12 protein-coding genes are annotated in these 16670 nt (G+C 66.2%); 3 read left to right on the top strand and 9 right to left on the bottom strand.

The window, feature by feature from the left end:
* Positions 1 to 407: 407 nt before the first annotated feature.
* The 3 genes from kynA to kynB are packed head-to-tail and all read right to left on the bottom strand — an operon-like array spanning position 408 to position 3216.
* Positions 408 to 1247, bottom strand: coding sequence for a tryptophan 2,3-dioxygenase (gene kynA, locus B7G53_RS16045; RefSeq protein WP_255250039.1), 840 nt, complete (start codon positions 1245 to 1247; stop codon positions 408 to 410).
* Between the two features lie 2 nt (positions 1248 to 1249).
* A complete protein-coding gene (gene kynU / locus B7G53_RS16040; protein WP_096669474.1) occupies positions 1250 to 2527 on the bottom strand; it encodes a kynureninase in 1278 nt (425 codons plus the stop codon).
* Positions 2524 to 3216, bottom strand: a complete 693-nt coding sequence (gene kynB, locus B7G53_RS16035; protein WP_096669472.1) for an arylformamidase — start codon at positions 3214 to 3216, stop codon at positions 2524 to 2526. Before kynB ends, kynU begins: the two co-directional genes overlap by 4 nt.
* Positions 3217 to 3420: 204 nt before the next feature.
* On the opposite strand from kynB, the gene B7G53_RS16030 reads away from it, so the two are divergent.
* Positions 3421 to 4176: an SDR family oxidoreductase gene (locus B7G53_RS16030; protein WP_096669470.1), complete on the top strand. Its 756-nt coding sequence runs from the start codon at positions 3421 to 3423 to the stop codon at positions 4174 to 4176.
* A 122-nt stretch (positions 4177 to 4298) separates the two neighbouring features.
* Here the strand turns inward: B7G53_RS16030 and B7G53_RS16025 are convergent, their stop codons facing one another.
* From B7G53_RS16025 to B7G53_RS16005, 5 genes are all read right to left on the bottom strand, one after another.
* Positions 4299 to 5474: an FAD-dependent monooxygenase gene (locus B7G53_RS16025; RefSeq protein WP_096669468.1), complete on the bottom strand. Its 1176-nt coding sequence runs from the start codon at positions 5472 to 5474 to the stop codon at positions 4299 to 4301.
* A 93-nt stretch (positions 5475 to 5567) separates the two neighbouring features.
* Complete coding sequence (locus B7G53_RS16020) at positions 5568 to 8441, bottom strand: aconitate hydratase (protein WP_096669489.1); 2874 nt, start codon at positions 8439 to 8441, stop codon at positions 5568 to 5570.
* Positions 8442 to 8510: 69 nt separating this feature from the next.
* Positions 8511 to 9749 carry a phosphoglycerate dehydrogenase gene (locus tag B7G53_RS16015; RefSeq protein WP_096669466.1) on the bottom strand — a complete coding sequence of 413 codons (1239 nt, stop codon included), beginning with the start codon at positions 9747 to 9749 and terminating at the stop codon, positions 8511 to 8513.
* Positions 9742 to 10824, bottom strand: coding sequence for a 3-phosphoserine/phosphohydroxythreonine transaminase (gene serC / locus B7G53_RS16010; RefSeq protein ID WP_096669464.1), 1083 nt, complete (start codon positions 10822 to 10824; stop codon positions 9742 to 9744). Before serC ends, B7G53_RS16015 begins: the two co-directional genes overlap by 8 nt.
* Positions 10825 to 10921: 97 nt before the next feature.
* Positions 10922 to 11350, bottom strand: a complete 429-nt coding sequence (locus B7G53_RS16005) for a hypothetical protein (protein ID WP_141396358.1) — start codon at positions 11348 to 11350, stop codon at positions 10922 to 10924.
* 160 nt (positions 11351 to 11510) lie between these two features.
* Between B7G53_RS16005 and B7G53_RS16000 the strand changes: the two genes are divergently transcribed.
* Together B7G53_RS16000 and B7G53_RS15995 are read left to right on the top strand one after the other, a co-directional pair.
* Positions 11511 to 12344: a helix-turn-helix domain-containing protein gene (locus tag B7G53_RS16000; protein ID WP_255250038.1), complete on the top strand. Its 834-nt coding sequence runs from the start codon at positions 11511 to 11513 to the stop codon at positions 12342 to 12344.
* Positions 12345 to 12390: 46 nt separating this feature from the next.
* Positions 12391 to 14607 carry a molybdopterin oxidoreductase family protein gene (locus B7G53_RS15995; RefSeq protein WP_096669458.1) on the top strand — a complete coding sequence of 739 codons (2217 nt, stop codon included), beginning with the start codon at positions 12391 to 12393 and terminating at the stop codon, positions 14605 to 14607.
* 107 nt (positions 14608 to 14714) lie between these two features.
* On the opposite strand, the gene B7G53_RS15990 is transcribed toward B7G53_RS15995, so the two are convergent.
* A complete protein-coding gene (locus B7G53_RS15990) occupies positions 14715 to 16178 on the bottom strand; it encodes a DHA2 family efflux MFS transporter permease subunit (protein ID WP_096669456.1) in 1464 nt (487 codons plus the stop codon).
* Between the last annotated feature and the right edge of the window lie 492 nt (positions 16179 to 16670).

Raw genomic sequence — 16670 nt, 5'->3', positions numbered from 1 at the left:
TGATCCTCGAGCTCTCGACTCACAGGGCTGACGGGCTGTGGATAACTTCCCAAAACAAATCTTGTTGGCGTCTCTTAATCGTCCTTTTGAAAGCATACAAGGGCTGGCGTTGTTTGAGCCGCAGGCGAGTTTAGCCAGACCCCGCTTTTACCGAGCACCGCAGGTTGCCCGCAGCGAAGCGGAGGGACCCAGACCATCGGGTCGCCTTTCTTTTGGGTACTTTCTTTGGCGAAGCAAAGACAAAGTGCCTCGCCCGCCGGGGCGAGACCCGGCCTGCTGGAAGACCCACCCATTCACAAACTTGTACAGGCTTCGACAAGCTCAGCCCGCACGGTACAAGAAATACAAATGCTATCAATTAAGTAGCTGCCAGCGCAAGGAGTAAAAGGGCTGAAGACCGATTTGACTTACAGATCCGTCCGCAGTTTCCAGATCTCCGGAAACAGCACCACGTCGAGCATCTTGCGCAGATAACTCACGCCACCGGTGCCGCCCGTCCCGCGCTTGAAGCCGATCACCCGTTCCACCGTCGTCACATGGCGGAAGCGCCAGAGCCTGAACGCGTCTTCGAGGTCGGTGAGTTCTTCGCCGAGCTGGTACAGGTCAAAGTACTTTTTGGGGTCGCGGTAGACCACCAGCCAGGCCTGCTCGACCGCGTCGCTTTCCACATAGCCTTGGGTCCAGTCGCGCTGCGTGTGGCTGCCAGGTACGGCCAGGCCGCGGCGGGCCAGCAGGCGCAGGGCCTCGTCGTACAGCGAGGGGGCTTCAAAGGCGGCCTGCACCTGTGCCAGCAAATCGGGACGATGCGCGTGCGGCTTGAGCATGGCGGCGTTCTTGTTGCCAAGGGCAAACTCGATGCAGCGGTATTGCGCACTCTGGAAGCCGCTGGAGTTGGCGAGGTAGGGCCGGATCGCGCTGTATTCGGGCGGGGTCATGGTCGCCAGCACGTCCCAGGCGTGCACCAGCTGCTCCATGATGCGGCTGACACGCGCGAGTTTCTTGAAGGCGTCGCCGAGTTCGTCCCGGGCCACGTTCGCAATCGCCGCGCCCAGCTCGTGCAGCATCAGCTTCATCCAGAGTTCGCTGGTCTGATGCTGGATGATGAACAGCAGCTCGTCGTGCGCGGGTGAGAGCGGTTTTTGCGCGCCCAGAATCGCGTCAAGCTGCAGGTAATCGCCGTAACTCATGTCGCGGCTGAAATCGAGCTTGGCCTTTTCGTCGGTGACGATGTTTTCGGGGGTGGTCATGGTCAGGTCACTGCGTGTTTCTGGTTGAATTCGGGGCGCTGCCATTCGGCGGTTTCCAGCACCTGCCTCAGATGCTCGACGGCATGCCAGACATCCTCGAAGCCGATGTACAGCGGCGTGAAGCCGAAGCGCAGGATGTCCGGATGCCGGCCGTCGCCGGAGCCGGCCCGGAAGTCGCCGATCACGCCGCGCGCAATCAGCGCCTGCACGATGGCATAGGCGCCTTCGCTGCGCGAGAGACAAATCTGGGAGCCGCGTTGTGCGTGCTCGCGGGGTGTTGCCAGGCCCAGGCCATGGCCGGCACAACGTTCTTCCACCAGCATGATGAAGAGGTCGGTCAGGGCCAGCGACTTGGCCCGCAGCGCAGCCATGCCACCGAGGGCATGCGCGGCGCCGAACACCTCCAGCCCGCACTCGAGCGCGGCCAGGCTCAGGATCGGCTGGGTGCCGCACAGGTAACGCGTGATGCCGTGTGCGGGCCGGTAGTCGGGCGTGAACTCGAACGGCACGGCATGGCCCCACCAGCCCGACAGCGGCTGGCAGAAGCGGTCGGTATGCCGCGGGTGCACCCAGACAAAAGCCGGCGCGCCGGGGCCGCCGTTGAGGTATTTGTAGCCGCAGCCAACGGCAAAGTCGGCGTCGGCACCCCGCAGGTCCACCGGCACGGCACCGGCGCTGTGCGCCAGGTCCCACACCACCAGAACGCCCGCCGCGTGGGCGGCTTGTGTCAGCGCCGCCATGTCGTGCATGGCGCCGGTGCGGTAGTTCACATGGGTCAGCAGCAACACGGCGGTGTCCTGCGTCAAAGCGGCGGTGATGTCATCAGGCTCGACCAGTTGCAGCCGGTAGCCGCGCTCGCGGCACAACCCCTCGGCAATGTAGAGATCGGTCGGGAAGTTGCTGCGTTCACTGACGATGACTTTTCTGGCTGGCGCATCTTCGGCGGCCATGCCCAGGGCCGCGCTGAGGACCTTGTACAGGTTGACCGAGGTGCTGTCGGTGGCGACCACCTCGCCCGGCCCGGCACCAATCAGCGACGCAATCTTGTCGCCCAGGCGTTGCGGCAGGGTAAACCAGCCGGCGCTGTTCCAGGCGCGGATCAGGTCCTGGCCCCATTCTCGCGTGATGACCTCGGCAACCCGTGCCGCCGCGCTTTTGGGCAACACGCCCAGGGAGTTGCCGTCCAGGTAAATCACTCCTTCGGGCAGCACAAAGTGGTCGCGCAGCGGGCGCAGCACGTCGCGGGCGTCGAGCGCGCGGCAGTCGGTCAGTGTGGTCATGGGTTTCCAGTGCCGCCCCCCGGCAGTTCGCGCAGCACGGCGCGAACCGGCGAGGCGTCGGCTTTTGTCAGTTTGAGAGGCAGGGCAATCAGCTCGTAGTCGCCTTCCGGCACCTCGTCGAGCACCAGGTTTTCCAGCACACGCAGACCGTGCTTCAGCAGCAGCTGGTGGCTGGGCAGCTCCTGGCTGGTGGCGGGGTCCACGCTGGGCGTGTCGATGCCGACAAGTGTTATGTTTTTAGTAGCCAACAGCGCAAGCGTGGCGGGCGCAATGGCGGTAAACAATGCCCAGGACTGGCTGGCCGCGGTGGCGGTGCGCAGCAGCACGCGCGGCGGCAGCTGGTCCAGCGCGTGCGCGATGTGCTGCGGCTCCACCAGCGGGCCGCAGTCCAGGCAATGGATCACGCGGCAGGGGCCGAGGTAGGGCAGCAGGTCCACAGCGCCAATCGCCGGCGCGCCGTTGGCGTAGTGCATGGGCGCGTCGGCATGCGCGCCGGTGTGCGGCGAGAAGGTGAGCGTGTGGACATTGACCGGGCAGCCGGGCGAGAGCGCAAAGTGCAGCTTCTGCGAATACGCCGCGTCGCCCGGAAACACGGCGGCCCGCTCGTCCACGGCCGGCGAGATATCCCAGATTTTCAGGGCGGGGGCCGCAGCATGGGCGGCGCGGGAACGAGGTACGTTGGAACGCATGGCACAAAGGTAGCACCGCTGTAAATCCCGTGGTGTCGGTAATTTCCAACAGGTTTTCAAAATAGTTGAAACCTAAAGCAGTTGCCTGCGGCGCCGGTGCGGGCCGCAAACACCGCCGGTGCAGCTCGGGCACAATTCGCAGGGTGCGGCGCCATGTGTTGGCGAGCCGCCATTTCATTCACATCCAAGAGACAAAGGTTCACCATGACATCGAACGGCAAGGTCGCACTCGTTACCGGCGCAGGCACCGGCATAGGCAAGGCAGTGGCACTGGCGCTGCTGCGCGAGGGTTACCGCGTGGCGCTGGTGGGCCGGCGCGTGGAGCCGTTGAACGAGGTGGCCCAGGCCTCGGCCGCCGGCGACAGGGTGCTCGCCCTGCCCTGCGATGTCGGCAACCCGGACGCGGTACGTGCGGCCTTCGACAAGCTTCATCAGACCTTTGGACGCCTGGACCTGCTGTTCAACAATGCCGGCGTCGGTGCGCCCGCCGTGCCCATGGAGGAGTTGAGCTTCGAGCAATGGCAAACCGTGGTCAACATCAACCTGACCGGTTCCTTCCTGTGCGCCCAGCAGGCGATCCGCCTGATGAAGGCGCAGTCACCGCAGGGCGGCCGCATCATCAACAACGGCTCGATCTCGGCGCACGCACCGCGCCCCCATTCGGCGCCCTACACCGCGACCAAACATGCAATCACCGGCCTGACCAAGTCGATCTCGCTCGACTGCCGCCAGTACGACATCGCCTGCGGCCAGATCGACATCGGCAACGCCCAGACCGAGATGGCCGCGCGCATGGCCAAGGGCGTGTTGCAGGCCAATGGCGAGATTGCGATCGAACCCCTGATGGATGTGAACCATGTGGCCGACGCGGTGGTGCACATGGCCGCCTTGCCGCTGGCGACCAATGTGCAGTTCATGACCATCATGGCGACGAAGATGCCGTTTGTGGGACGCGGCTAGTCCGCCGGGCTGAAGGCGCAGGTCCCCTTTCCGTCCGCTGGCAGGCCAACCACAACCTTCGTATCAAACAGGCCTGCAACCCAGGTACAGTCTGCGCAAGCAGCTACAAATTCAGTAGCACTTCAAGGCCCGCCATACAACCAGGGCAGATCCAGCAGGCGCTCGCCCAGCAGTTTCATCGACGCATCGCGCCCCAGCCGCACCGCCCCGCTCGCATGAAAAATCTGCCCGTTGCGGATGGCGCGTGCCTGCACCCGGGCATTGCGTTGCCAGCGATTCAGCGCGTAGCGGCCCAGCAGCGTCGGCACGTCGAAAGCCGGGTCCAGCGCCTGCGCCAACACGCGCCCGAGTTCGGCGGCGTCTTCGATGGCCATGCCCGCGCCCTGGGCCAGGTAGGGACGCATGGGGTGCGCCGCGTCGCCGAGCAGGGCGACACGGCCCAGCGCGTGCTGGTACGCACCCCGCATGGGCGGGCGGTCGCACAGCGCCCAGAGCCGCCAGGCGGGAATGGCGCGCACCAGGTCCTGCAGCGGCGCGCAGCTGCCGGCCAGCGCAGCGTGCAGGCCGGCGCCGTCGGTGCCCTGGTCCCAGTTGTCCAGATCGCCTCCGGCACGACCCTCGACAATGCCGACCACGTTGAGCGACTTGCCGCCGCACACCGGGTACTGCACCACATGCAGCTTCGGTCCCAGCCAGGCCGTGACCTGGCTGGAACGCAGGGTTTCGGGCAGCTCGGCCTGCGGCAGCAGCGCGCGGTAGGCCACATGGCCGGTGACACGCGGTGGTCCGTCGCCCAGCAGCCACTGGCGCACCGGGCTCCACAACCCGTCGGCGCCGACCAGCACCTCACCCTCCACGGGCGGGTCGTCACCACTTTGCACGGTCACGGCCTCCGGGCTCTGCGTGAACCGGTTCAGGGTCCGGTTGAGCTTGGGCGCCACACCGGCCTGCTGCACCGCGTGCAGCAGCAGGCCATGCAGGTCGGCGCGGTGTACCGTGGCGTAGGGCGCGCCGTAACGCTGCGCCATCACGGCACCGAGCCGCAGCACACCCAGGGTGTCGCCGGTCAGCGCGCTGCGCACTTCCAGGCGTTCAGGAAAAGCCGCCACGCCGGCCAGCGCATCGGCCAGGCCCCAGCCATGCAACACCTTGACGACATTCGGGCCGAGCTGGATGCCGGCACCCACCTCGCTGAACGCCGGGGCGCGTTCGTACAGGCGCGCGTCCCAGCCGGCGCGCGACACCGCGAGCGCCGCCGCCAGTCCGCCTATGCCGCCGCCGGCAATCAGGGCCTGCAATTGCGTCCTCCGAGCGTCAAGCTGTCACGCCAGCAGTTGCCTGAGCACCTCACCGCGCGGCCGCGCGGTGATTCAACACAACGCCTTTTGTTCTCATGCAGCTAACAGCTGCCTGAGAACGAAAGGCAGGATGCCGCCGTGCCGGTAGTAGTCGACCTCGATCGGCGTGTCGATGCGCAGGATAACTTCCAGTTCCTCGCGCGATCCGTCTTCGCGCGTGACCACCAGCCGGGCCCGGCTTTGCGGCTTGAGCTCGGGATCGGGCAACACGTCAATCACTTCCCGGCCGTTCAGGCGCAGGGTCTGCCACGAATCGCCGGGCAGAAACTGCAGCGGCAACACCCCCATGCCGACCAGGTTGCTGCGGTGGATGCGCTCGAAACTGCGCGCTACCACCGCCTTGATGCCCAGCAGCTGCGTGCCCTTGGCGGCCCAGTCGCGCGAGGAGCCGGTGCCGTACTCCTCGCCCGCAAAAACCACCGTGGGCGTGCCCTGGTCCATGTACTTCATGGCCGCGTCGTAGATGGCCATCTTCTCGCCGTCCGGCTGGAACAGCGTGACGCCGCCCTCCTCGCGCGAGCCGTCGGGGCCGGCCGGAATCATCAGGTTCTTGATGCGCACATTGGCAAAGGTGCCGCGCATCATCACCTCGTGGTTGCCGCGGCGCGCACCGTAGCTATTGAAGTCGGCCTTCTGCACCCCGTGCGCCAGCAGCCACTGGCCGGCCGGCGAACTGCCCTTGATGGCGCCAGCCGGCGAGATGTGGTCGGTGGTGATGGAGTCGCCGAACAGCGCCATGATGCGTGCGCCTGTCACCGACACGGCCTCTTTCCGGCCAGCCGCCGCGGGGTCCATGGCGAAGCCCGCAAAAAACGGCGGCTCGGCGATGTAGGTGCTGACGGGCCAGGTGTAGGCGGTCCCGGTCACCCCCTTGATCTTTTCCCACAACTGGCCGGGCTCGGTCTTGACCTTGGCGTAATTCTCGCGGAAGGCCTTGCCGTTCATGGCGAACTTCATGAGTTTGTAGATCTCGTCGCTGGTCGGCCAGATGTCGCCGAGGTAGACCTCCTTGCCGCCTTTGCCCTTGCCGACCGGCTCGGTCATCAGGTCGCGCATTACCGTGCCGGCAATCGCATAAGCGACCACCAGCGGCGGGCTGGCCAGGAAGTTCGCCTTCAGGTTGGGGTGGATGCGCGCCTCGAAGTTGCGGTTGCCCGACAACACGGCCGCGCACACCAGATCGCTTTCATTGATGGCCTCGTTGATCTCGGGCGTCAGGTCGCCGGCATTGCCGATGCAGGTGGTGCAGCCGTAACCGGCCAGGGCGAAACCGAGCTTTTCAAGGTAGGGCAGCAAGCCGGTGTTGGTCAGGTACTCGGTGACGATGCGTGAGCCCGGCGCCAGCGAGGTCTTGATGTGCGGCTGCACCTTCAGGCCGGCTTCCACCGCCTTCTTGGCGAGCAGGCCGGCCGCCAACAGGACGCTGGGGTTGGAGGTGTTGGTGCAGCTGGTGATGGCGGCAATCAGCACGTCGCCGTTGCCGATGGTGATGCCCCCGGCCTTGGGCGTAGGCGCCGGCGCCGGCGCGGAAAGGTCAGCATGGGCGGTCGCCAGCGTGGGACGGTTGGCTTCCATTTCGACCATCATGCGCGGCGCGCCTGCCGGTGTCGGCGGCGCGCCCGGGGAAATGTCGGTCTGGGCCGCGCCCGCCGGTTGCAGCAGATGGCGCGTGGCCAGCATGGCGGCCGGCTGGTTGAACCCGTTGTCGGCAATCGGCTTGCTGAACAACGAAGCGAACTGGGTCGCCACCTGGCCCAGTTCGATCCTGTCCTGCGGGCGCTTGGGGCCGGCCAGGCTGGGCGTCACATCGCCGAGGTCGAGCTTGACCACCTGCGAAAAATCGATCTGGCCAGGCAGCGGCACGCCGAACAGGCCCTGCGCGCGGAAGTAGGCCTCGAAGGCTTCGATCTCCGCCTTGGTGCGGCCGGTGCCGGTGAAGTACGCGATGGTTTTTTCATCGACCGGAAAGAAGCCCATGGTCGCGCCGTATTCGGGCGCCATGTTGGCAATCGTCGCGCGGTCGGGCAGCGCCAGCGTGCGTGTGCCCTCGCCGAAAAATTCGACAAACTTGCCGACCACCTTTTCCTTGCGCAAGGCCTCGGTCACACGCAGCACCAGGTCGGTGGCGGTCACGCCTTCGCGCAGCCGGCCGGTCAGCTCGAAACCGACCACGTCAGGCGTCAGCATGTAGACCGGCTGGCCCAGCATGGCGGCCTCGGCCTCGATGCCGCCCACACCCCAGCCGACGACACCGATGCCGTTGATCATGGTGGTGTGGCTGTCGGTGCCGACCAGCGTGTCGGGGTAATACACGCCGTCGGCAGTCTTGTGCACGCCACGGGCTAAATACTCCAAATTAACCTGGTGCACGATGCCGAAGCCCGGCGGCACGACGCCGAAGGTATCAAAGGCCTGCATGCCCCATTTCATGAACTGGTAACGCTCGTTGTTGCGCTGGAACTCCAGCTTCATGTTCAGGTCCAGCGAGTTTTTCTTGCCGTAGTGGTCCACCATGATGGAGTGGTCCACCACCAGGTCCACCGGCACCAGCGGCTCGATGGCCTTCGGGTTCTTGCCGAGCTTGATCGCCACGCTGCGCATGGCCGCCAGGTCGGCCAGCAGCGGCACACCGGTGAAGTCCTGCAGCACCACGCGCGAGACGACAAAGGGAATTTCCTCGGTGCGGTCGGCATTCGGGAACCAGTTGGCCAGCTGGCGCACATGTTCGGCCGTGACTTTTTTGCCGTCGCAGTTGCGCAGCACCGACTCCAGCACGATGCGCATGGACACCGGCAGGCGCGAGATCTTGGGATACTGTTTGGCCAGCGCGGGCAGGGAGTAAAACCTGCCAGTCTTGCCCGACGCGGTGGTGAAGGTTTTCAGGGTCTTGGCGAACTCGTGGGCCATGGCGAACTCCTTGGTGAGTGGTTTTTCGCTATTGTCGCCCCGCCAGGCTTCACGCAACAAGAGCAGGGCTTAGCCGCCGGCCAGACCGCCCGCAGGAAGCTCCCGGTCCGGATCGGGCAGGTAACGCACCGCCAGCACGCCACCGATCGCCCGCAGGTGGTCGAGCACCGCGTCGCTGACGGGGCTGTCCACATCCACCAGCGTGTAAGCCATGTCGCCGCGCGACTTGTTGACCATGTTGTGGATGTTCAGGCCGGCCTGCGCCATGGCGGTGGACATCTGGCCCAGCATGTTGGGCACATTGGCGTTGGCAATTGCCACCCGGTAGGCTGATTCGCGCGCCATGGCCACGGCCGGGAAGTTGACCGCATTGACCACGTTGCCGTGCTCGAGGTAGTCGCGCAGCTGGTCGGCCACCATGATGGCGCAGTTTTCCTCGGCTTCCCGGGTGGACGCGCCCAGGTGCGGCAATGCCACGACCTGGGGGTGGTGGTTGAGCGTGGCGGAGGGAAAATCACAGACATAGGCGCGCAACTGCTTCGCGTCGAGTGCGGCCAGCACCGCGGTCTCGCTGACCACCCCCTCGCGCGAGAAGTTGAGCAGCACCGCGCCCGGCCGCATGAGCCGGAGGTTGTCGGCGTTGACCAGGTCGCGCGTGGCGGCCACCAGCGGCACGTGCAAGGTCACAAAATCCGAATTTTTCAGCACCTCGACCACGCTGGCCGCCTTTTTGACCTGCGCCGGCAGGCTCCAGGCGGCATCGACCGTGATGTCGGGGTCGTAGCCGAGCACATGCATGCCGAGCTTGATGGCCGCGTCGGCCACCAGGCAGCCGACCTTGCCCAGGCCCACAATGCCCAGCGTGTGGCCGGCCAGCTCGAAGCCGGCGAAGTGTTTCTTGCCCTCTTCGACGGCCTTGTCCATGTCCGCCATGCCGGTGTCCAGGCCGGCGACAAAACGCAGCGCCGGCGCGATGTTGCGGGCCGCCAGCAACATGCCGGTCAGCACCAGTTCCTTCACGGCATTGGCATTGGCGCCCGGCGCATTGAACACCGGCACGCCGCGTGCGCTCATGGCCTGGACCGGGATGTTGTTGGTACCGGCGCCGGCGCGGGCAATCGCCTGCACGCTGTCGGGAAGGGTCATGCCATGCATGTCGGCCGAGCGCACCAGCACGGCGTCGGGCCGCGCCAGGTCCTTGCCGGTGCTGTAGCGTTCTGCCGGCAGGCGCTTGAGGCCATTGGCCGAGATCTGGTTGAGCACCAGAATCCCGAAACGCCGCGCTGGCAGGGCCGCCGCCTCAGCCATGGCTGGCCTCGAACTCCTTCATGTAGGCCACCAGCGCCTGCACGCCTTCGATCGGCATGGCGTTGTAGATCGAGGCACGCATGCCGCCGACCGAGCGATGCCCCTTGAGCTGCACCATGCCGCGTGCCTGCGCCCCCTTGAGGAAAGCCTCGTCGAGCGACTCGTCCTTGAGTTTGAAGGGCACGTTCATCAGCGAGCGGTCTTCGCGCGCCACCGGGTTGCTGTAGAACGGGGTGGCATCCAGGTAGTCGTACAGCAGGGCCGCCTTGCGGCGGTTGTGCGCCTCCACGGCGGTCAGGCCGCCGAGCGCCTTGAGGTGCTTGAAGACCAGGCCGGCAATGTAGATCGCATAGGTCGGCGGCGTGTTGTACATCGAATCGTTGTCGGCCTGCTGCTTGTAGTCGAACACGGAAGGCGTGTGGGGAATCGCCTGGCCGATCAGGTCCTCGCGCACAATCACGAGGGTCAGGCCCGAGGGGCCGATGTTCTTCTGCGCGCCGGCATAAATCAGGCCGTAGCGGCTGACGTCGATGGGACGCGACAGCAGGTTGGACGACATGTCGGCCACCAGCGGCACCTTGCCGGTGTCGGGCGTCCAGTGGTACTCCACACCGCCAATGGTTTCGTTCGAGCAGATGTGCACATAGGCCGCCTCGGGGTCCAGCTTCCAGGTGTCGAATTTCGGCACGCTGGTAAAACCGGTGGCCTCGGCGCTGGCGGCGACGTTGACCTTGCAGAAGTTTTTCGCTTCCTTGATGGATTTTTTCATCCACTCGCCGGTGTTGATGAAATCGGCACTGGCGTGGCCGCGCAGCAGGTTCATCGGCACGATGGCGTTTTGCGCCAGGCCCCCACCCTGCAGGAACAGCACCTTGTAATTGGCCGGGATCGCCAGCAGCTCGCGCAGGTCGGCCTCGGCCTGGGCATGGATGGAGATGAACTCCTTGCCGCGGTGGCTCATCTCCATCACCGACATGCCGGAACCGTTCCAGTCCAGCATTTCGGCGGCGGCCTGGCGCAGCACGGTTTCGGGAAGGGTGGCCGGGCCGGCACTGAAGTTCAGGACGCGTGTCATGGAAAGGGCTTTCTAGGAGGGAAGGAAGTCGGTCGGACGACCCGGTCGGATCGCCAGAACGCACAGCATACAAGAAAGTCCCGCGCCAGCCGGCCCTTCACCAGCCGGGCTGCACCGCGGCCTTGCGCAGCCCGACCCACTGCAGTTCGGCCAGCAGGCCCACGGTCACCGCCTGGATGGCGATAAAGACCTTGCCCGCCAGCGTGGGCATGACCCAGTCGCCCAACAGCAGCGCCAGACAGCCCAGCACCCAGAGCAGGTTGGCACCTATCAACAGCCGGACCAGCGGGGCCGGCACAAACGGCCGCGTCGCGATGAAACCGATACCCGCCACATAGGCGAACATCAGCCAGCCCGACACTAGCAGCAGGGTCTCGGGCAGGCCGAGCAGGCCAGCCAGAAACCCGGCCAACAGCAACTGCAGTGCGCCCGTGGCCGCGCCGGTGGCGGCGTCCAGCCACAACATGCGGCGCAGAAAGAGCGGATAAGCCGTCAGGGAGGTGGAGGTGGAGGGGATGGCAGACATGAGGAACTCCTTGGTGTGAACAGGCGGCAGCACGTGAGGGACGCGGCATCCAGCCGCCCGATGGATGCCGTCGTGGCGGCCATCATTGCCAAAGCGGCGCCGCGCGGCCATGACCTCGCAGGTAATGGCCCGCACGCCGCGCCGGCCTTACGATGGCGCCATGACTGCCAGCCTTCACCCCACCGCCCGGCCGCACCATTCCACCCCGCTGCCCTTTGGCGAGCACCTGCGCCACTGGCGCCAGCACCGGCGCCTGAGCCAGCTGGACCTCGCCAGCGAAGCCGACATCTCGACGCGGCACCTGAGTTTTGTCGAAACCGGCCGCGCCGTGCCCAGCCGCGAGATGGTGCTGCGCCTGTCCGAGCGCCTGGCCATTCCGCTGCGCGAGCGCAACACGCTGCTGGTGGCGGCCGGGTATGCGCCCATGTACCGCGAACGCCCGCTGGACGACCCGGCGCTCGCTTCGGCCCGGCAGGCGGTGGAGCTGATCCTCAAGAGCCATGAACCCTTCCCGGCGCTGGCGCTGGACCGGCACTGGAACCTGCTCGCCGCCAACGCCGCCCTGCCGCATCTGCTGGCCGGCGCCGACCCCGAGCTGCTGAAAGGCCCCATCAACGTGCTGCGCCTGAGCCTGCACCCGCGTGGCCTGGCCAGCAAGATCGTCAACCTCGCGCAATGGCGCAACCACCTGTTCGAGCGGCTGCGCCAGCAGATCGCCGCCACCGCCGACCCGGTGCTGGCCGACCTGCTGGCCGAGCTGCAGGCCTACCCCCTGCCCGAAGGCGCCGACGAGACGCACCTCGACGGCGAACACCTGGGGGTGGTCATGCCCTTCCAGTTCCGCACCGCCTACGGCGTGCTGAGTTTCATCAGCACCGTCACGATTTTCGGCACGCCGGTGGACGTGACGCTGCAGGAGCTGATGCTGGAGACCTTCTTCCCGGCGGACGCGCTGACCGGCGAGGTGTTGCGCAAGCTGCTGTCGCCCGCGTGATCGCGCCGCGACGGGGCTTGCCGCACCATGCACCCAGGAGACCACCATGAGCGACACCATCCACCACCGAATCTGCCCGTTATGCGAGGCCTGCTGCGGCCTGGAACTCAAGGTCCGGGACAGCAAGGTCATCAGCATCCGCGGCCATGACAGCGACGTCTTCAGCGCCGGCTACATCTGCCCCAAGGGTGTGGCGCTGAAAGACCTGCACGAAGACCCGGACCGGCTGCGCACGCCGCTGGTCAAGCGCAACGGGGAGTTTGTCCCGGCCAGCTGGGACGAAGCCTTTGCCGAGATCGAACGCCGCTTGCCACCGATTCTTGCGCAGCACGGCCGCCAGGCCGGCGCCATCAGCGTCGGCAACCCGTCGGCGCACAAGATCGGCCTGCTGCTGTATTTCTCGCGGCTGGCCAAGGCGCTGGGTTCGCGCAATGTGTTCTCCGCGTCCACGCTGGACCAGATGCCCAAGCAGCTCTCGAGCGGGCTGATGTTCGGCCACTGGCTCAGCATTGCCGTACCCGACATCACACGCTGTGACTTCCTGCTGGTGCTGGGCGCGAATCCGCTGGCCAGCAACGGCAGCCTGTGGACCGTGCCCGACTTCAAGGGCAAGGCCAAGGCCCTGCAGGCGCGCGGCGGCAAGCTGGTGGTGATCGACCCGCGCCGCACCGAAACCGCCGCCATGGCGGACGCCCACCATTTCATCCGCCCCGGTGCCGACGTGTTTTTGCTGCTGGGCCTGGTGCACACCTTGTTCGAGGAAAAGCTGGTGCGGCTGGGGCGCCTCGCGCCGCTGGTCAACGGTGTCGACGCCGTTGAAGCCGCCGTCAAAGGCTTCAGCGCCGAGGTGGTCGCGCCGCGCTGCGGCATCGCCGCCGACACCATTCGCAGTCTGGCGCGCCAGCTGGCGAACACGCCACGCGCCGCGGTGTATGGCCGCATCGGCACCTGCACGCAGGAATACGGCACGCTGGCGAGCTGGCTGGTCGATGTGCTCAATGTGCTGACCGGCCACCTGGACGAGCCTGGTGGCGCGATGTTCCCGAAAGCCGCCGCCTTCGCGCACAACACCGCCGGCCAGCCCGGCACAGGCCGCGGCATCAGCACCGGTCGCCACAGCAGCCGCGTCAGCGGTGCGCCCGAGGTCTTCGGCGAACTGCCCATGACCTGCCTGGCCGAGGAAATAGAGACGCCCGGCACCGGCCAGGTGCGCGCGCTAATCACCGTGGCCAGCAACCCGGTGCTCTCCTCGCCCAACGGCGCGCGGCTGGCGCAGGCACTCGACAGCCTGGACTTCATGGTCAGCCTGGACATCTACGTCAACGAGACCTCGCGCCATGCCGACGTGATCCTGCCCGGGCCGTCGCCGTTGGAGGACATGCATTACGACGTGGCTTTCCCGCAGTTCTCCTGGCGCAACCATGCGCGTTACAGCGCGCCGGTGTTCGCTGCGCCGCAGGGCCAGCCGGCGGAGTGGGAAACCCTGCTCAGGCTGGCGGCCATCGTGCAGGGCGAAGGCGCGGGCGCCGATGCCGGCCAACTCGACGACCGCCAGTTTGCCGAGGATGCCAAAAAGAGGTTCGGCGAGCAGGCCGCGGCCGTGATCGAAGCCACGCAAGGCCTGCGCGGCCCGGACCGCCTGCTCGAACTCGCGCTGCGCACAGGCCCCTACGGCGACCAGTTTGGCCGCGAGCCGGAAGGCCTGACCCTGGCCAAGGTGCGGGCCGCACCGAACGGCATCGACCTCGGTGAACTGCAGCCGCGCATGCCCGAGGTGCTGCGCACGCCGTCCGGCAAGATTGAACTGGCGCCGCCCGCGCTGCTGCAGGACCTGCAACGCGCCGCGCGGGCCATCACGCAGCCGGTGCCGGCCATGGTGATCGTCGGCCGGCGTGACGTGCGCTCCAACAACAGCTGGATGCACAACCTGCCGGTCCTCGCCAAGGGACCGATGCGCTGCACGGCGCTCGTCCACCCGGCCGACGCTCAGCGCCTGGGCCTGGCCGACGGCGCGCTGGCCCGCATCAGCAACCAGGGACGCAGCATCGAGGCGCAGGTGCAGGTCAGCGACGAGATGATGCCCGGCGTCGTGAGCCTGCCGCACGGCTGGGGCCATGGCCTGCCCGGCACCCGCATGGCGCTCGCCGCAGAACGCCCCGGCGTCAACCTCAATACGCTGCTCGACGAAGACTGGCGCGATCCGCTCTCGGGCAACGCCGTGCTCAGCGGCGTGCCGGTGGTGCTGGCACCCGTTGGCGCCTGATTTTTTGATAAAACAAGGCTGCAGCCCTTGCAGGTATTGTGCAAGTAGCTATCAAATAGATAGCGTCTTAATCCGGTTGGTTGAACATCTGAAAAGTGGGGTGCAGCTCACTCGGCGCCCTGACCCGTAGCCGCCGGCTGGTCGGCACGGCCCGAAGGCGCGGCTGCGGCCCCGGTGCGCATCAGCAACGCGCCCAGCAGCGCCGCCATGGCAGCAAACACGGCGCCGAGCAAAAAGGCCAGCTGGTAACCGCCATTGAGCGCCGCCAGCGGCTGCACGCCGGCGCTCACCAAGTGGCTGGTGCGCGCGGCGGCCGCGCTGGCCAGCACCGCCAGCCCCAACGCCCCGCCCATCATGAAAGCGGTGTTGACCACGCCCGAGGCAATGCCCGACTCGCTGGGCGCCACATCGCTCATGGCGGCCAGCAACACGGGGTTGAAGGCCATGCCCGCACCCAGGCCCAGCAGCAGCATGCCCGGCAACACATCCATCACGAACTGGCCGCCCACCGGCGCGCGTGCAAACAGCGCCAGACCCAGCGCCGCCAGCAGCAGGCCCGCCGCCAGCGGCAAACGGATGCCGAAACGCATGACGATGCGGGCCGACAGGCCCAGCGAAAACGCGGCCATGATCAGGTTGGCCGGAAGAAAGCCCAGACCGACCTGCAGCGCGCTGTAACCCAGCACCAGCTGCATGTAGAGCGCGGAAATGAAGAACCAGGCAAACATCGCGGCCGCCCACAACACGCCGACGATGTTGGCGACGGCCACATTGCGCAGGCGAAACAGGCCCAGGGGCACCAGCGGCGTGGGGACACGCGACTCGATGGCCAGGAAAACCGCCATCAGCACAGCGGCAGCGGCCAGCAGCCCCAGCGTGGGCGCCGAGGTCCAGCCGGCCTCATTGCCGTTGACGATGGCGTACACCGCCAGCATCAGCGCCGTGGTCACGGTGACGGCGCCCCAGATGTCCAACCGCGCACCAGCAGCCTGGCCGCGGCCGCCGGGCAACAGCGCCAGGCACAGGGCAAACACCGCCACCCCGATCGGCAGGTTGACGAGAAAAATCCAGTGCCAGTTAAAGGCATCGGTCAGCACGCCACCCAGCAACACGCCGATGCTGCCGCCGCCGGCGCAGACAAAACCATACACACCCATGGCCCTGGCCCGTTCGCCCGGCTCGGTGAACAGATTCATGATCAGCGACAACGCAATGGCGGACACCACGGCGCCGCCCAAGCCCTGCAGGGCGCGCGCCACCACCAGCAGCCATTGCGAATTGGCCAGGCCGCAGGCCAGTGACGCCAGCGTGAACAGCACCAGCCCCAGCAGGAACAAGCGGCGCTGGCCGTACAGGTCGCCCAAGCGCCCGCCCAGCAGCAAAAAGCCGCCGAAGGTCAGCATGTAGGCGTTGACGACCCAGACCAGCGAGGTCTCCGAAAAAGCCAGGTCAGTGCGGATCGACGGCAGGGCCACGTTCACGATGGTGGTGTCGAGCACGATCATCAGCACACCGAGGCAAAGCACAGTGAGCGCCCACCAGCGTTTGCGGCTGTCCATGGCGTGTGTCATGCGCGTTGCTCCCGAGGGCCTGAAGCCGGGGTGGCAAGCTGCGGTGAAAGACTCAATATCGGGAAGACCATGGTTTCTTTCCTGAGGATAGAAAGGTGAAAAAAGAGCCCCGTATCTGCATCGCCTGACAGATCGCTTGTGGCTGTCGTTCTCATCGATTGCCTGGTCTAGGCCCAATATTTGTGTACATCGTACACAATAGCACAACAAAAATTTGAAACAGTGTCCACATTGGTTTCGGTTTGTCGCCTCGCCAGCTTCCAGCGCGGTGAATTGCTACCTATTTAATAGCTGCTTTCGCCCGTTTACAAGGGCTGGATGCACTTTTGTTCACCAATCATCGGTTGTGGCCCGTGCATCAGCAGGCTGGGCTGTCGGCTTGCACTGACAGCCAACGGAGGCCGGGGCTGATGACGGCACCCACTGCGGCGCCTAAGGTGTTGGCTTGACTATCCAACCCCTTCCCGGAGCGCGCATGAGCAACCACCCTTC

The organism is Polaromonas sp. AET17H-212 (genome assembly GCF_002379085.1).
GTDB lineage: Bacteria > Pseudomonadota > Gammaproteobacteria > Burkholderiales > Burkholderiaceae_C > Polaromonas.
The sequence above is the reverse complement of the archived record's forward strand: the minus strand, read 5'-3'. Positions and strand labels throughout refer to the sequence as shown.